This window comes from Pseudophaeobacter sp., from assembly GCF_039971195.1.
GTDB lineage: Bacteria > Pseudomonadota > Alphaproteobacteria > Rhodobacterales > Rhodobacteraceae > Pseudophaeobacter.
The window spans coordinates 31,885-48,433 of record NZ_JBDWPJ010000204.1; the positions used below are offsets into that span (position 1 = coordinate 31,885).

The window sequence follows — 16,549 nt, forward strand, 5'->3', positions numbered from 1 at the left end:
GATCAAACTCCATGGCTCAGCCTCCGGGCGGCGCGCCAGATCTCTTCCGAAGTGGCCGGGGCATCCAAACCGGGATAGCCGTCGCCAAACTGGGCCACCGCATTGCTCAGGGCCAGCCAGGCCGAAATCCCCAACATAAAAGGCGGCTCACCCACGGCTTTGGAGCGGTAAATGCTGTCCTCGCGGTTCTCGCCCTTATAGAGCGCAACATTGAAGATATCGGGCCGGTCGGGACAGGCCGGAATCTTATAGGTGGAGGGCGCATGGGTGCGCAGGTTGCCCTTTTGATCCCAGATCAGCTCTTCTGTGGTCAGCCAGCCTGCGCCCTGCACATAGCCGCCTTCAACCTGGCCAATATCCAGATCCGGGTTCAATGAGGCGCCGGCATCGTGCAGGATATCTGTGCGCAGAATGCGGTTCTCTCCTGATCGGCGGTCCACCACCACTTCGGTGATTGACGCCCCATAGGCAAAATAGAAAAACGGTCGCCCCTGGCCTTTGATCCGGTCCCACTCCAGGCTGGGTGTCTTGTAGAACCCGGTAGCCGACAGGCTGATACGGCCTTCATAACATTGCTTGGCAGCGGCAGCGAAAGAGATTTCTTCCGTGCCGATGCGCACCTGATCTGCGGCAAAAACCACATCTTCAAGGCCACACTGGTGGCGTTGCGCCAAAAACGCAGCCATACGGTCGCGAATGGTGTCACAGGCCGCTTTGACCGCCATCCCATTCAGATCCGAACCAGAGGAGGCCGCCGTGGCCGAGGTGTTGGGCACCTTGGCGGTATCGGTGGCAGTGATCTTTACCTGTTGCATGGAGATGCCAAACCGGCTGGCCGCAACCTGGGCCACCTTCTGGAACAGCCCTTGCCCCATTTCGGTACCACCATGGTTCAGATGTACCGAGCCATCCTGATAGACATGTACCAAGGCTCCAGCCTGGTTGAGATGGGTCAGGGTAAAAGAAATGCCAAATTTCACCGGCGCAAAGGCCAGCCCCCTTTTAAGATCCCCCTGGGTTTTGTTCCAGGCCGCAATCTCGGCCTTGCGCGCTGAATACTTCGCGCTTTGCAGCAATTGATCCGTCAAGGCATGCAGTTCAAAATCGGTCACCTCCATCCCATAGGGCGTGGTGTTGTCCCGGGATATCATCTTTCCTGAAATATTCCGGGGGGAGGTCGCAGACCGGGGGGCAGCGCCCCCATGAGACATCTCCTCAGGCGCGTCGTAATAATTTCTCCGCCGCAACTCCACGGGATCAATTTTGAGATCAAAGGCGATATGATCGATCAGCCGCTCGATGCCTACCATGCCCTGTGGCCCGCCAAAGCCGCGGTAGGCGGTGGCGCTTTGCAGGTTGGTCTTCAATCGGTGGCTTTCAATGCGGATCGCCGGAATGGCATAGGCATTGTCACTGTGCAGCATGGCCCGATCCGCTACCGGCAGCGACAGATCCTGCGCCCAGCCACAATTGACCAGATGGATGAATTCCACCCCGGCCAGGCGACCTTCCTGATCATATCCGGCCCGGTAGGAGATCCGGAAGGCATGGCGTTTTCCAGTGATCACCATGTCATCATCGCGGTCATAGCGCATCTTGCAGGGCTTGCCTGTCTGGCGCGCGGCGATGGCGCAGGCCACGGCCAGGGCATTGCCCTGGCTTTCCTTCCCACCAAAGCCCCCGCCCATGCGGCGGATCTCAACCCGCACAGAATGCATCGGCAGACCAATGGCCTCGGCCACCTTGTGCTGGATCTCGGTGGGGTGCTGGGTCGAGGAATTCACCAGCATGGCACCATCTTCCTGCGGCAAGGCCAGGGCGGCCTGACCCTCCAGATAGAAATGCTCCTGACCGCCCAGCTCAAACTGCCCCTCGATCTGATGCGGAGCCGCAGCGATAGCCGCTGCCGCATCGCCTTTCTGATAGATCCTCGGGCCGTCTTCAAACCGGCTGTCAGTGGCAAGGGCCGCATCCAGGGTCAGCAATGCCTCTTCTTCTGTATAGGAAACTTCGCCCCGACGTGCTGCAACGCGGGCAGCGCGGTGGCTGCTGGCCACCACCAGAAACAATGGCTGGCCAAGGTAATGCACACTGCCGTCCGACAGGAGCGGCTCATCATGGATGGAGGGGGAGACATCATTGGCGAAGGGTAGGTCATCTGCGGTCAAAACCGCCACGACGCCCGGGCTGGATTTGACCGCCTCCAGATCCATTGAGGTGATGCGCCCCTTGGCAATGGAAGACAGGCCAAAGGCCAGATGCAGCGCATCGCGGGGCAGGGGCGCGTCATCCACATAGCGCGCCTTGCCTGTGACATGCAGTTTAGCCGCGTCGTGGGGCAGGGGTTTTGCAACGCTCATGCCTGCACCTCCAGAACCGATTGGCTGTTGCCACTGATGTCACTGAAATAGCGTATCAACATATTGCGCGCGGATTCCAGCCGGTATTCCGCCGAGGCCCGCATGTCCGTCATTGGGGTGAAATCCTTACCCATCTCAGCTACAGCTGCAGTAATAGAGGATTGCGACCAAGGTTGGCCCAGCAGTGCCGCCTCAACATGAGAGGCCCGTTTGGGCGTGCCTGCAAGGCCGCCAAAGGCGATGCGGGCCGTCGCAACCTGCCCCCCGGTCACAGTGACATTAAAGGCTCCCAGCACCGCCGAGATATCCTGATCAAAGCGTTTGGAAAGCTTGTAAACCCGCAGGCTGTCCTCTTGGCGGGGGAGGCTGACGGCTTCGACAAATTCGCCGGGGCGGCGGTCTTGTTTGCCATAGTCGACAAAGAAATCTTCCAAAGCGATGTCGCGGCGCTTGTCGGCCTGACGCAGATGCAGCCGTGCGCCCAGCGCAATAAGCGCAGGAGGATTGTCGCCAATGGGGGAGCCATTGGCGATATTGCCGCCAACCGTGGCGGCGGCCCGCACCTGCTGGCTGGCAAAGCGGCGGATCATTTCCCCGTAGGAGGGATGCAGCGGTGTAATCGCCTCTCGCATACGGTTCATATCCACCATGGCGCCAAAGCGAATCTCATCGTCTGTGATCTCGATCTGTTTCAGGTCGTCACAGCCCTCCAGAAAGATCATCTCCCCCAGGTCGCGCAGCCCTTTGGTAACCCAAAGGCCAAGATCGGTGGCCCCTGCCACCAATCGGGCTTCTGGTTTGGCAGCATAAAGTGCCGCCAATTCATCCGAAGAGCCGGGCATATTGCCGGCCGAAGTTGCTGCAGGCAAAGACTCTTTGCTGATCCACTGCGGCACTGGTGCCTCGGCGGCGGCCTCGGCTGCGCGAATGATCGGGGCATAGCCGGTGCAGCGGCACAGGTTACCAGCGAGCTGCACATCGTGATCCGTCGCGCCGTTCTTATGGGCGGTGACCATCGACATGACAAAACCGGGGGTGCAAAAACCGCACTGGCTGCCGTGATGGGTGATCATGGCCTCCTGGACGGGATGTAGGGTGCCATCATTGTCTGCAGCGCCTTCCACCGTGCGAATGGACTTGCCGTTCAGCTGCGGCAGGAACAGGATGCAGGAATTCAGGGGTTTGGCGCCGGTCTTGTCAGTCACCATCACTGTACAGGCGCCACAGTCGCCTTCGTTGCAGCCTTCCTTGGTTCCCGTCAGCCCGCGCTCTTCGCGCAGAAAATCAAGCAGTGTGGCCGAAGGATCCTGATCCTTGAGCACAACCTCTTCACCGTTCAGATGAAAGGTGATTGTCATCGTGTGAAACCCGTCGCCTTACGTGAACCACCCCTGATGCCATGCTTTCGATGCGACGTAGAAAACCTGGCGGGCCTTTGCATATGCTTGCTGCGGATAACCTAGGGAGCCGCCTCTTGTTCTGGCAAGAAAAAGTGACTCTGCTTTGCAGCATTCTACCGCGCAAGATTATTGCCGTATGCAGGGGCATGCCGTTAGTTTTAAAGCACTTCCCCGCAAGGGGCGACCTGAAAATGGGCCAAAGCGCAAAAGACTTTCAAGCCTGGTTTGAAAATGGCGCAGGTTTTACGCTATCTGCCTGATGAAAAAAGGGACCCTCAAGGTGGGCGGTGATCATTTTTGCAGCACATGGAAAAGATCTTGCGGTCTCAGCCTTTTACCTCCGAGGCTAAGATCGGCACTTATCCTAGCGCTGGGGATCAGCTAGCTTGGCGCTTATGACAAATGCACCTCGATTCATTCACCTGCGCTCGCATACGGAATACTCCCTTCTCGAAGGCGCGTTGCGCCTGAAAAAGCTGCCGGACCTGTGCAAAAAGCACGAGATGCCAGCGATTGCGGTGACCGATAGCAACAACCTGTTTTCGGCGCTGGAGTTCTCTGTCTCTGCCAGCAACGCAGGGGTGCAGCCAATCATTGGCTGTCAGATGGACCTTCGCTTTATCGACCCCGCACCGGGAGAGCGCCCGCAACCGCCCGCGCCCCTGGTTCTGTTGGCGCAGAGCGAGGCTGGATACGAGCACCTGATGAAGCTGAACTCCTGCCTCTATCTGCGCCAGGGCAGCGAGCTGCCCTATGTGACGCTGGAAGAGCTGGCAGAAAATGCAGGCGATGTGATCTGCCTAACCGGTGGGCCGGACGGGCCGGTGGGTCGTCTATTGCGGCAAGGGCAGCGCCCCGCCGCCGAAGAGCTGGTGCAACGGCTCAAGGCCATCTTTGCAGATCGACTGTATGTTGAGCTGCAACGCCATCCCGGCGAAGATGGTCAGCCCGAGGCGGAACGTCTCAGTGAGCGGGGCCATGTGGAAATGGCCTATGCCATGGAGCTGCCATTGGTCGCCACCAATGACGTCTATTTCCCCAACACGGAAATGTATGAGGCCCATGATGCGATGATCTGCATCGCCGAGGGTGCCTATGTGGATCAGTCCGAACCGCGCCGCCGGTTGACCGCGCAGCATTACTTCAAGGGCCAGGAAGAAATGGTGGCGCTGTTTGCCGATCTGCCCGAGGCGCTTGAGAATACAGTCGAGATTGCCAAACGCTGCGCCTTCAAGGCTTACCTGCGCGATCCGATCCTGCCCAAATTTGCCGATGATGAGGTGGCAGAGCTGCGCCGTATCGCCAATGAGGGCCTGCAGCAACGCCTGGCCGTGATCCCCCATGCGGTCACCATCGAGCAATACCAGGAACGTCTGGATTTTGAGCTTGGCATTATCGAGGGCATGGGCTTCCCCGGCTACTTCCTGATCGTTGCCGATTTCATCCAATGGGCAAAGGATCATGATATTCCAGTGGGACCAGGGCGGGGCTCGGGTGCGGGCTCTTTGGTGGCCTATGCGCTGACCATCACCGACCTTGACCCGCTACGCTATTCGCTGCTGTTTGAGCGATTTCTGAACCCGGAACGGGTCTCGATGCCGGACTTCGACATCGACTTTTGCATGGATCGCCGCGAAGAGGTGATCAAATACGTGCAAGAGAAATATGGCCGCGACAAGGTTGGCCAGATCATCACCTTTGGCGCGCTCCTCTCCAAGGCGGCGGTGCGCGACATGGGGCGGGTTTTGCAGATGCCCTATGGCCAGGTGGACCGGCTGTCCAAGCTGATCCCGGTTGAAGGCGTCAAGCCGATGTCCATCGTCGACAGTCTCAAGGAAGAGCCGCGCTTGGCCGAAGAGGCCAAAAACGAGCCGGTGGTGGACCGGCTTTTGAAATACGGCATGCAGGTCGAGGGGCTTTTGCGCTCTGCCGGCACCCACGCGGCGGGGGTTGTGATTGGCGACCGGCCCTTGGATGCGCTGGTGCCACTTTACCGCGATCCGCGCTCTGACATGCCCGCGACCCAGTTCAACATGAAATGGGTGGAACAGGCCGGGCTGGTCAAATTCGACTTTCTGGGCCTGAAAACCCTCACTGTTATTCAAAACGCGGTGGATCTGATCAAACAGTCAGGCCGGGATCTGCACACGGCGGCTGATGGCACCACGCTTTATGAGCCGCCGACCGGCGCGGTGAACGAGATCAACGCCATTCCGCTGGATGATGAGCCCACCTACAAGCTTTATTCCTCGGCCAAGACCGTGGCGGTGTTCCAGGTGGAATCCACCGGCATGATGGATGCGCTTAAGCGCATGAAACCCACCTGTATCGAAGACATTGTTGCGCTGGTGGCGCTTTATCGTCCGGGTCCGATGGAGAATATCCCGACCTATTGCGAGGTAAAGAACGGCCTCAAAAAGATTGAGTCTGTGCATCCGCTGATCGACCATATCCTTGAGGAAACTCAAGGCATTATCGTTTATCAGGAACAGGTGATGCAGATCGCCCAGGTAATGGCGGGCTATAGTCTCGGCGGTGCTGACCTGCTGCGCCGCGCCATGGGTAAAAAGATCAAAGAGGCGATGGACGCCGAACGGCCCAAGTTTGAAAAGGGCGCTGGCGAGAATGGCGTGCCAGCCAAGAAGGCCTCGGAGGTGTTTGACCTCTTGGAGAAATTCGCCAACTACGGTTTCAACAAATCCCACGCGGCAGCCTATGCGGTGGTCTCTTACCAGACGGGCTGGCTCAAGGCGAACCACCCGGTGGAGTTCATGGCCGGGGTGATGAACTGCGATATCCATCTGACGGATAAGCTGTCGATCTATTTTGAAGAGGTCAAAAAAGGCCTTGGCCTGCCCTATGTGCCGCCCTGCGTGAACCGTTCCTTGGCAACCTTCAATGTGGTCAACGGTGAGCTGGTCTATGCGCTGGGCGCGCTGAAAAACGTCGGCATGGATGTGATGCGACTGGTGGCCGAGGCGAGGCGTGAACACGGGCACGAGCAGCCCTTTGTAAATGTCTTCGACTTTGCCCGCCGGGTGAACCTGAAAAAGATCGGCAAGCGCCCCTTGGAGATGTTGGCCCGCGCCGGCGCCTTTGACCAGCTGGACCGCAACCGCCGCCGGGTGTTTGACAGCCTCGAAGGGCTGGTGAACTACTCCAATGCGATCCACGAACAAAAGAACTCCAACCAAGTCTCCCTTTTTGGTGAGGCCGGCGATGACCTGCCCGAACCCCGCCTGGCCAATACGCCGGATTGGCTGCCAGCCGAGCGGCTGTCGGAAGAGTTCAAGGCGATCGGGTTTTATCTCTCGGGTCATCCGCTGGACGACTATATGCCCGCCCTGAAACGCAAGGACGTGATGACGCTGGATGAGGTCATGGCTAAGGCCGAGCGCGGGCCTTTCATGGCCAAAATGGCCGGGGTGGTTGCCGGGCGGCAGGAGCGTAAATCAGCCCGCGGCAACCGTTTTGCCTTTGCTCAGCTCTCTGACACCACCGGGGGCTACGAGGTGACGATTTTCTCGGATGTTCTGGAGAAGGCTCGCGAATACCTTGATACGGGGTCCAAGGTGGTGATCACCGCCGAGGCCACGATGGAGAGTGATCAGTTGAAGTTGCTAATGCGCTCTGCCGGGCCGGTGGATGCGGCGGTGGCCGATGCCGGGCGCTCCTCTTTGCGGATCTATCTGGATGATGCAACGGCGATCAGCACGGTGGCGACGGTATTGGAAGACGCCAAAAAGGCCGCCCGCAGCGCCAGCCCCGGCGAAATCTACCTCTACCTACAGGATTCCGATCTGCCGGGAGATGTGGAAATGAACCTAGGCCAGATGTTCCCCATCAACCCGCAGATCAAAGGCGCGCTGAAGTCACTGGAAGGGGTTATGGAGGTCGAGGAGATTTGACGCAGTCAGGTCAGAGGAAGCGCTTGCCAGGACCCACGGGGAGTTCCTGACCCTGGGTGGGTGCGAAGCGCCCTTCCGTGGGGAGGGTCGGGCGCTGCCCTGGCGGTTTTTAAGGAGGGTTACCCCGGCTTTGGTACCGGCATTTTGGCGACATAGCGGCCGAGCTGGATCGCCTCTTTGCGCTCTTTGACAAAGGCCTTGAGCCCCTGTTTCAGGTGGCGCCCTGTGTTGCGCGTCATCATGGCGATGCCTTTGATCAGGGCACTGATCCAGTTGAACAGGAAACTCAGAACCGAGTTGAAGGTGTCTAGCACAGCAACAGCGGCATCCAGAATGCTGATCTGTTTTCCCAGATCCGCGATCATTGCCCAGACCTGCTTGATGAACTCGACATATTTGCGGACCACGGTTTTCAGAAATCGGATTGCTTTGACCTGATCTTTTGCCTTGCGCAGGGTGGCCAGAATGCGTTTGCCCAGCAGGATGATGGACTTCAGCATTTTCTCCAGCCGGTTCAACAGGTCCAGTATGGCGCGTATCGCACTGGTGAGCTTGTTGATGACGGCCTTGCCAACGGTTTTGATCAGGGTCTTTGCAGCAGCGAGCAGATCCTTGAGAAACTTCTTCAGCGGCGCCAGAACGGATTTGATCCGCTTCCACAGGGTTTTGTAGAATTTTTGCACCCGCTCCTGGTGCCGCAGAATTGCATCTTCAACAAATTTCACCGGGTCATCTTTGGTCTCGGCCACGGGTCCGCTCCCTCAAACATATACACTGACTAAAAACTGGGCCGACCGCAGGGCCAGCAAAATATGAGGGTGAGCCTGACGTGCGTTTTACAAATAGACAAGCAGAAACCGTGGGAAGCGGCACCCGCCTTGGGTGCGCGCACTTTAGTAGTGCGGCGGGCGCTCGTCGCCAAAGACATGTGCCCCACCGCTGCCTTGTTCGCGCCCGGCTTCGCGCTCCATCAACATGCGTACCCGTTTGGACAGGCGGTCGATCTCCGTCTGTTGGCTGGCGACAACGTCGCTCAGCTCTTCGACGCTGCGGGTCAGGTGGGCGATCTGTTCTTCCAAGGCTTGCATGAGACTCTCCATAGCTGCGCAACGTCATATGCGGCTTATCCTTGCCGGTCCATGGGCAACAGGCGCAGGCTGGTCGCAAAGAATGCGATCTGACCGCGAAGGAGGGAATGCCCATGGCCGCGACTGGTTTTGAAAAGTCACTGGTAGAGACACATCAACAGGATGGCGTCATGACAGTGACCATCTGCCGCCCCGAAATGCGCAATGCGGTGAACCCGGCCACTGCGCGGGCGCTCTACGCTGCTTTCCTCCAGTTCGAGGCAGATGAGACGGCTCAGGTGGCGGTGCTGACCGGGGAGGGCGGCTATTTCTGCTCCGGCTTTGATCTCAAGGCCGCAGGCGCTGGCGGGTCCGATGACTGGCTGGCAGAGCTGGAGATCGAGGCGCATTGGCGCGATCCGGTGGTGGACCCTCGACCCGGCCCCATGGGGCCGTCGCGGTTGATGCTGTCGAAACCGGTGATTGCTGCGATCGAAGGCCCGGCTGTGGCGGGGGGCATGGAGCTGGCCGCCTGGTGCGATATGCGGGTGATGGCAGAGGATGCCTTTGCCGGCGTCTATTGTCGCCGCTGGGGGGTGCCGCTGATCGATGGCGGTACCCTGCGGTTGCCACGCATTCTGGGTCAGGGCCGGGCCAATGATCTGATCCTGACCGGCCGTACCCTGCCTGCAGAAGAGGCGCATCGCATTGGCTTTGCGGATCGTTTGTCGCCAAGCGGGGAGGCGCTGGAGCTGGCCCAGGCGCTGGCGCAGGATCTTACTCGGTTTCCGCAGGCCTGTATGCGGGCCGACCACCTCTCGGCGCGGATGCCCTCGCAGGATCTGGCCGAGGCACTGCGGCGCGAATGGCGCTCTGCCTCGGCCTTTCTGGCAGAGGGGCGCGCCGGGGCGCAGCGTTTTGCCAAGGGCTTGGGGCGGTCTGGGGATTTCTCCAAGATCTGAGGCCTGCGTAACGCGGCGCTTTTCGGCAGGTTCGGCCTGTCGTGGTTGTGTCATGCAGTTTGGCTAGTCAGCGCCAGATTGCCGACCTGCGTCAGGGCGGCGGTTGAACCTGTCGCCTTGCTCACAGGGGCGGGTTGGGCTAGACCGCGCGGCGAGTAAATGACCCAAACCCACCCGTGAGGAGGCCTTATTCATGGCCAAGATCAAGAAACAGCCCCGTCCCAAGGCCGTAACGCCCAAAGGATTTCGTGACTATTTCGGCGAAGAGGTGACCCAGCGTTCTGAAATGCTGCGCTCCATCGCGGGTGTTTATCATCATTACGGGTTTGAGGCGCTGGAAAGCGCGGCGGTAGAAACCGTCGAAGCACTGGGCAAATTTCTGCCCGATGTGGAGCGTCCCAACGCCGGTGTTTTTGCCTGGCAGGAGGTCGACGAGAACGATCCCGACAGCAACAAGGGCGACTGGATGGCGCTGCGCTATGACCTGACAGCGCCGCTGGCGCGGGTCTATGCCCAGCACCGCAATGATCTGCCCACCCCCTATCGCCGCTATGCGATGGGACCGGTCTGGCGCAACGAAAAGCCAGGGCCTGGCCGCTATCGCCAGTTCTATCAATGTGATGCCGATACCGTCGGCACCGCCTCGATGGCGGCAGATGCCGAGATCTGCATGATGCTGTCTGACACGCTGGAAACCGTTGGTATTCCGCGCGGGGATTATCTGGTGCGGGTCAATAACCGCAAGGTGATGAACGGCGTGCTGGAGGTCATGGGCCTGGGCGATGATCAGGCGGCAAAGGACAACGTGTTGCGCACCATCGATAAATTCGACAAAGTGGGCGAAGTTGGCGTGCGTGAGCTGCTGACCAAGGGCCGTCTCGATGCTTCGGGCGCTTACATTGATGGTGTCGGTCTCAGCCTGGATCAGGTGGAGCCGGTTCTGGCCTTCCTGACCTCCAAGGCGGAGACCGCCGCCAAAACATTCCAGAACCTGCGCGCCGCCGTGGGCGCGTCCAAGGTTGGTGCCGAAGGCATTGGTGAGCTGGAACAGATCGGCGATCTGATGGCTGCCGGGGGCTACGGCTCTGATCGCATCGAGATTGATCCCTCGATTGTCCGTGGCTTGGGCTATTACACCGGCCCGGTCTATGAGGCAGAGCTGACCTTTGACATTCTCGACGATAAGGGCCGCAAGCGACAGTTCGGCTCGGTCTCGGGCGGCGGACGCTATGATGACCTGGTGAAGCGTTTCACCGGCCAGGAAGTGCCTGCGACGGGCCTGTCGATTGGCGTTGATCGCCTGCTGGCGGCGCTGCGCGAAAAGGGCCGGCTCAGTTCCACGCCCAAGGGGCCAGTTGTGGTCACGGTGATGGATAAGGCACGTATGGCCGACTACCAGACCATGGTGGCGGAACTGCGCAATGCAGGCATCCGGGCCGAGGTCTATCTGGGCAACCCGAAGAATTTTGGCAACCAGCTGAAATACGCAGATCGGCGCAACTCTCCGGTGGCGGTGATCGAAGGCGGTGACGAAAAGGCGGCTGGTGTCATCCAGATCAAAGATCTGATCCTGGGTGCAAAAATTGCTGAGAGCGCAACGCTGGAAGAATGGAAAGAACGCCCTAGCCAGTTTGAAGTGCCCCGTGGTGAACTGGTCGCCAAGGTGCGTGAAATTCTCGAGAGTCAGGACTGAACATATGTCAGATCGCTCTAAAACACTGGCGCGCGCCGCGCGCCTGCGGATGAATTTTGAGGCGGCCGGCGCCCAGGTGGTGGACCCGCCGTTGCTGCAGCCCGCCGGCACGCTGCTGGATCTCTATGGTGAGGACATTCGCGCCCGCGCCTATGTGACCTCGGACGCGGTGCGCGGGGAGCAGATGCTGCGCCCCGACTTCACCCTGCCGGTGGTGCAAATGCATATGAGCGAAGGAGCTGAACCGGCGCGCTATACCTATGCCGGCGAGGTGTTTCGCCGCCAGGAACATGATCCGGACCGCTCAAACGAGTATCTACAGGTGGGCTACGAGGTGTTTGACCGCGCCGATTCCGCTGGATCCGATGCCGAAGTCTTTGCCTTGATCGCCCTGCAGTTGCGCGGGCTGCCGCTGCGGGCCGCGACAGGTGACATCGGTATTTTGATGGCGGCTGTTGAAGGCCTCAACACCACCGAGTTGCGCAAATCAGCCTTGATGCGCCATATCTGGCGGCCCCGCCGGTTCCGCTCCTTGCTGGACCGCTATGCCGGGCGCAGCGCCGTGCCGGACAGCAGGTTGAAACTACTGTCTTCCGAGGGAGCGCTGACCGGATCTGCAACGGTTCTGGGCAAGCGCCGCGAGGCCGAGGTAGACGCGCGGGTGGAAGCCCTGCGGGCAGATGCGGCGGCACCGCCGATTGCGGAGAATGAACTTCTGGCGCTGGAAGCACTGATGGCGGTACGCGAAACGGTGCCCTTTGCGCTGGAGCAGATGCGCGACATTGCCGTGGATCTGCCGGCGATCAACCCGGCGCTGGATCACCTGGACGCGCGGGTCGCAGCGCTGAAGGCGCGCGGCATCGATATTGATACCCTCGACTTTGAAGCCTCCTATGGGCGCACCTCGATGGAGTATTACGACGGGTTTGTCTTTGGCTTTTATGCCGAGGCACGGCCGGACCTGCCGCCCATCGCCAGCGGCGGGCGCTATGATGCGCTGACCCGGCAATTGGGGCAGGGGGCGGAAATCCCGGCTGTGGGGGGCGTGCTGCGCCCCGATTTGATGCTGATGCTCGAGGAGGGTCAGTCATGAGCCTGAAACTGGGAGTGCCGTCCAAGGGGCGGCTGATGGAAAAGACCTTTGATTGGTTTGCCAAACGGGGCCTGACCCTGTCGCGTACCGGCTCTGAGCGTGAATATGCCGGCGCCATCGAAGGGGTGGAGGGCATGGAGCTGGTCTTGCTCTCGGCGGGGGAAATCCCGCGCGAGCTGGCGGCAGGGCGCATTCACCTCGGGGTCACGGGAACCGATCTCATCCAGGAAAAACTGCCGCTCTGGGAGCAGCAGCTGGAAGAGATTCAGCCCTTAGGTTTTGGCCATGCAGATCTGATCCTGGCGGTACCACAGTGCTGGATCGATGTGGATACATTGGATGACCTGGATGCGGTCGCGGCCTCCTTCCGCAAGACTCATGGCCATAGGCTGCGGATTGCAACCAAATACCACCGTCTGGTGCGTGAATTCCTGACCGAGGCCGGGGTGGCGGATTATCAGCTGGTGGACAGCCAGGGCGCCACCGAGGGCACCGTCAAGAACGAAACCGCCGAGATGGTGGCCGATATCACCTCAACCGGGGAAACCCTGCGGGCAAATCACCTGAAACTGCTGTCGGATGGTCTGGTGTTGCAAAGCCAGGCAACGCTTTGGCGAAGCCGGGTGGCGGAGTATTCGGAATCGGAACGCCAGGCGCTGAAGGCGCTGACGGATTTGATCCACGGCTGATATGCTGGGCTCAAAGCGGGGGGCTCCCGCCCGTCGCCCATGCAATAAATTGCACGCGGCTCCCGTTGGGCCCGGCGCCGCGCTTTGCGCGGCGTTGTGCCGTCCTTTTGCGGCCTTGCAGACGCGCGCTGGCGGTTTAGATCACGCCAATCTCAGCCAGGGCCTGTGATAGCTCCAGCGGCAGCGGTTCTTCGGCCCGGCGTCCTTCGGGCATATCGGCGGGGCTGTCTTCGGGCTTCAAGTAGCGCCAGCCCTGAAAGGGGCGTTTGATTGCCGTATGCGTCCGATACAACGTCGGATCCAGGATGATGGCGCAACGGCGAATGCCATCTTCGCCAATGACCTCATCCATGCGCAGAATGCGCTGGCGACACTGGATCTGCCCCTTGATGACCCAATAGATTGATCCGCCTGCCAGAATCTCCGCCTCGCGTTTGGGCCACATGCGGGTGACATGACGGGGCAGGGTTTCGGGAAGGCGCTGGCGGGTCATTTCCTGCCAGTCCTGCAGGCCTTCGACGCTTTCTGTTCCCACAGAGAGCTTCACCAGATTGACGTAGTTATCCACAGCTTCCCCACAGAGTCGTCCAGAGCCGGACCTTTATATAGTGTTTCTCGGTTTGTTGCGAGCCAGATATTGTGGTACACTGAGTAATTATTTCTCAAGGATCTGTACTTTCGACGTTGAGGATTTCCATCAGCCTGTAGTATCGAAACCGTCACTCACTCCGATACAAGACCAATAGGGAATCACTATATGAGCCGCTTTGCTGCCCCCATCGCCGCACAGATCTGGGATATGAAATACCGTTTCAAGGAAGCGGATGGCACGCCCATCGATGTGACCGTGGAGGACAGCTGGCGCCGGATCGCACGGGATCTGGCCCGGGCTGAGACCAAGCCTGAGGTCTGGGAAGAGAAATTCTACGACGCCCTAGAAGATTTTAAATACCTGCCAGCCGGGCGCATCACCGCCGGGGCGGGCACCGCGCGCCAGGTGACCCTGTTCAACTGCTTTGTTATGGGCACTGTACCGGACAGTATGTCGGGCATTTTTGACATGTTGAAAGAAGCCGCACTGACCATGCAACAGGGGGGTGGCATTGGCTATGATTTTTCCACCATCCGCCCGCGCGGTGCCGATGTCAAAGGTGTCGCTGCCGATGCTTCTGGGCCGTTGTCCTTCATGGATGTCTGGGATGCCATGTGTCGCACCATCATGTCGGCGGGCTCGCGTCGCGGCGCGATGATGGCGACCATGCGCTGCGATCACCCGGATGTAGAGGCCTTCATCACCGCCAAATCCGACTCGGCGCGGCTGCGCATGTTCAATATGTCGGTGTTGATCAGTGATGACTTCATGGAGGCGGTCAAGGCCGACGGATCCTGGGAATTGCAGTTCGATGGCAAGATCTACCACACAGTGCAGGCGCGCGATCTGTGGAACAAGATCATGCAGGCCACCTATGACTATGCCGAACCGGGGGTGATCTTTATTGATCGCATCAACAAGGCCAACAACCTGAGCTATGTGGAAGAGATCTGCGCCACCAACCCCTGCGGTGAGCAGCCCCTGCCGCCCTATGGCGCCTGTCTGTTGGGCTCGATCAACATGGCGCGGCTGGTGTCCAACCCGTTTGAGGCCAATGCCGAGCTGAACCAGGCCGCGATGCAGGAACTGGTGGCCACAGCCGTGCGGATGATGGACAATGTTGTCGATGTCTCCAAATTCCCGCTGGAGGCTCAGGCAGCTGAGGCCCAGGCCAAACGCCGGATTGGGCTTGGGGTCACGGGGCTTGCGGATGCGCTGCTGATGCTGGGGCTGGAATATGGCACCGAGGCAGCGGCGCGTCAGACCGACCGCTGGCTGCACGCGATCGCCCGCGCCGCCTATCTGGCCTCGGTGGATCTTGCCAAAGAGAAGGGCGCCTTCCCGCTATTTGATGCCGAAGCCTATCTGGCCTCGGGCAATATGATGAATATGGACGAGGATGTGCGCGAGGCTATTCGCGAACACGGCATCCGCAATGCGCTGCTGACCTCGATTGCCCCCACTGGCACCATCAGCCTTTATGCGGGCAATGTCTCCTCGGGGATCGAGCCGGTCTTTGCCTATGCCTATACTCGTAAGGTATTGCAGAAGGACGGCAGCCGGACCGAAGAGGAAGTGGTCGACTACGCGGTGCAGATGTGGCGCGATAAGTTTGGCGACACGCCGCTGCCCGACTATTTTGTCAATGCCCAAACCCTCTCCCCTGCTGCCCATGTCAAAATGCAGGCGGCAGCGCAGAAATGGATCGACAGCTCGATCTCCAAGACCATCAACTGCCCGGAAGACATCTCCTTTGATGATTTCAAAGATGTCTACATGCAGGCCTGGGATCAAGGCTGCAAAGGCTGTACCACCTATCGCCCCAATGATGTAACCGGATCTGTTCTGTCTGTGAGCGAAAGCGCTGACACTGCCCCGGGAGAGACCGCAGGCGCCCCACATGAGAGCGACATCGGCGAAAATGGCGCTGAAGTGGTCTATATGTCCGAACCGCTGGATCGCCCGCAGAGCCTGGAAGGTCATACCTACAAGCTGAAATGGCCGGACTCTGAGCATGCGATCTATCTGACCATCAACGACATCATCATTTCTGATCATCGGCGTCCCTTTGAGGTCTTCATCAACTCCAAAAACATGGAGCACTATGCCTGGACGCTGGCGCTGACCCGGATGATCTCGGCTGTGTTCCGTCGTGGCGGTGATGTGTCGTTCGTTGTTGAGGAGCTGAAAGCGGTGTTTGATCCGCGTGGTGGTGCCTGGGTGCAGGGGAAATACATCCCGTCGATCCTGGCGGCCATCGGTGGCGTGATCGAGACCCATATGGTCAAGACCGGTTTTTTGGAAGGCGAAGGCATGGGGTTGAAATCTGACCCGCAGGCAGAAGTGGTGAACCTGAACGCACCACGCGGCAAAGCCTGCCCTAGCTGTGGCCAGTTTGACCTGCAAATGGTTGAAGGCTGCATGACTTGCCGCAGTTGCGGTCATTCCAAATGCGGCTAAGGAAGGCCGGAATGGAGTTTTTGTGAAACCATGTGTGAAAGCCAGCAACAGTTTGCAATTTGACCAGTTCATCGCGCTGGCTTGATGCGTCGTTCAGCATCGACATCGCCACGGAGAGAACATTTTCAGTTGGTGTCATGGCGCTCAGAACCTGCTCAAATCCAGCTTCAACTTTCTCAGCGCGGATGAGCTTCCCCCTTTGAAGTGGTCCGCCCCTATAGTTAGGAAAGCGGAGGACCAAGTATGGCCATTAAGAGACCCAAGCCGGAAGAGATCGTCGTGAAGTTACGGCAGGTTGAAGTACTGATGGGACAAGGCATGCCCC

Annotated in this window: 12 protein-coding genes; 7 read left to right on the forward strand and 5 right to left on the reverse strand. The window is 59.4% G+C overall.

The window, feature by feature from the left end:
- Positions 1-2: 2 nt before the first annotated feature.
- Together xdhB and xdhA are read right to left on the reverse strand one after the other, a co-directional pair.
- A complete protein-coding gene (xdhB, locus tag ABJP42_RS17600; protein WP_348342692.1) occupies positions 3-2,360 on the reverse strand; it encodes a xanthine dehydrogenase molybdopterin binding subunit in 2,358 nt (785 codons plus the stop codon).
- Entirely contained in the window at positions 2,357-3,718 is a 1,362-nt protein-coding gene (gene xdhA / locus ABJP42_RS17605) for a xanthine dehydrogenase small subunit (RefSeq protein ID WP_348342694.1), read from the reverse strand. The genes xdhB and xdhA overlap by 4 nt, the downstream gene beginning before the upstream one ends.
- A gap of 116 nt (positions 3,719-3,834) precedes the next feature.
- Between xdhA and ABJP42_RS17610 the strand changes: the two genes are divergently transcribed.
- On the forward strand, positions 3,835-4,020 hold the full coding sequence (locus ABJP42_RS17610; protein ID WP_348342696.1) for a hypothetical protein: 186 nt from the start codon (positions 3,835-3,837) through the stop codon (positions 4,018-4,020).
- 135 nt (positions 4,021-4,155) lie between these two features.
- Positions 4,156-7,668 (forward strand): DNA polymerase III subunit alpha, encoded by a 3,513-nt coding sequence (gene dnaE, locus ABJP42_RS17615; RefSeq protein ID WP_348342698.1) that lies wholly within the window; start codon positions 4,156-4,158, stop codon positions 7,666-7,668.
- 119 nt (positions 7,669-7,787) lie between these two features.
- Here dnaE and ABJP42_RS17620 read toward each other — a convergent pair whose 3' ends face one another.
- Both ABJP42_RS17620 and ABJP42_RS17625 read right to left on the reverse strand, forming a co-directional pair.
- The gene (locus ABJP42_RS17620) at positions 7,788-8,417 is read right to left on the reverse strand and encodes a hypothetical protein (RefSeq protein ID WP_348342700.1); all 630 of its coding nucleotides are present in this window, start codon (positions 8,415-8,417) and stop codon (positions 7,788-7,790) included.
- A gap of 144 nt (positions 8,418-8,561) precedes the next feature.
- Positions 8,562-8,756, reverse strand: coding sequence for a SlyX family protein (locus ABJP42_RS17625; protein WP_348342702.1), 195 nt, complete (start codon positions 8,754-8,756; stop codon positions 8,562-8,564).
- 113 nt (positions 8,757-8,869) lie between these two features.
- On the opposite strand from ABJP42_RS17625, the gene ABJP42_RS17630 reads away from it, so the two are divergent.
- From ABJP42_RS17630 to hisG, 4 genes are all read left to right on the forward strand, one after another.
- Positions 8,870-9,697, forward strand: a complete 828-nt coding sequence (locus tag ABJP42_RS17630; RefSeq protein ID WP_348342704.1) for a crotonase/enoyl-CoA hydratase family protein — start codon at positions 8,870-8,872, stop codon at positions 9,695-9,697.
- 193 nt (positions 9,698-9,890) lie between these two features.
- The gene (hisS, locus tag ABJP42_RS17635; protein ID WP_348342706.1) at positions 9,891-11,390 is read left to right on the forward strand and encodes a histidine--tRNA ligase; all 1,500 of its coding nucleotides are present in this window, start codon (positions 9,891-9,893) and stop codon (positions 11,388-11,390) included.
- Positions 11,391-11,394: 4 nt separating this feature from the next.
- Positions 11,395-12,483: an ATP phosphoribosyltransferase regulatory subunit gene (locus tag ABJP42_RS17640; RefSeq protein ID WP_348342708.1), complete on the forward strand. Its 1,089-nt coding sequence runs from the start codon at positions 11,395-11,397 to the stop codon at positions 12,481-12,483.
- Entirely contained in the window at positions 12,480-13,172 is a 693-nt protein-coding gene (gene hisG, locus ABJP42_RS17645) for an ATP phosphoribosyltransferase (protein ID WP_348342710.1), read from the forward strand. The genes ABJP42_RS17640 and hisG overlap by 4 nt, the downstream gene beginning before the upstream one ends.
- A gap of 136 nt (positions 13,173-13,308) precedes the next feature.
- Here the strand turns inward: hisG and ABJP42_RS17650 are convergent, their stop codons facing one another.
- Positions 13,309-13,740 carry a DUF1489 family protein gene (locus tag ABJP42_RS17650; RefSeq protein WP_348342712.1) on the reverse strand — a complete coding sequence of 144 codons (432 nt, stop codon included), beginning with the start codon at positions 13,738-13,740 and terminating at the stop codon, positions 13,309-13,311.
- A 189-nt stretch (positions 13,741-13,929) separates the two neighbouring features.
- On the opposite strand from ABJP42_RS17650, the gene ABJP42_RS17655 reads away from it, so the two are divergent.
- Positions 13,930-16,224, forward strand: a complete 2,295-nt coding sequence (locus ABJP42_RS17655) for an adenosylcobalamin-dependent ribonucleoside-diphosphate reductase (RefSeq protein ID WP_348342714.1) — start codon at positions 13,930-13,932, stop codon at positions 16,222-16,224.
- Positions 16,225-16,549 lie beyond the last annotated feature (325 nt).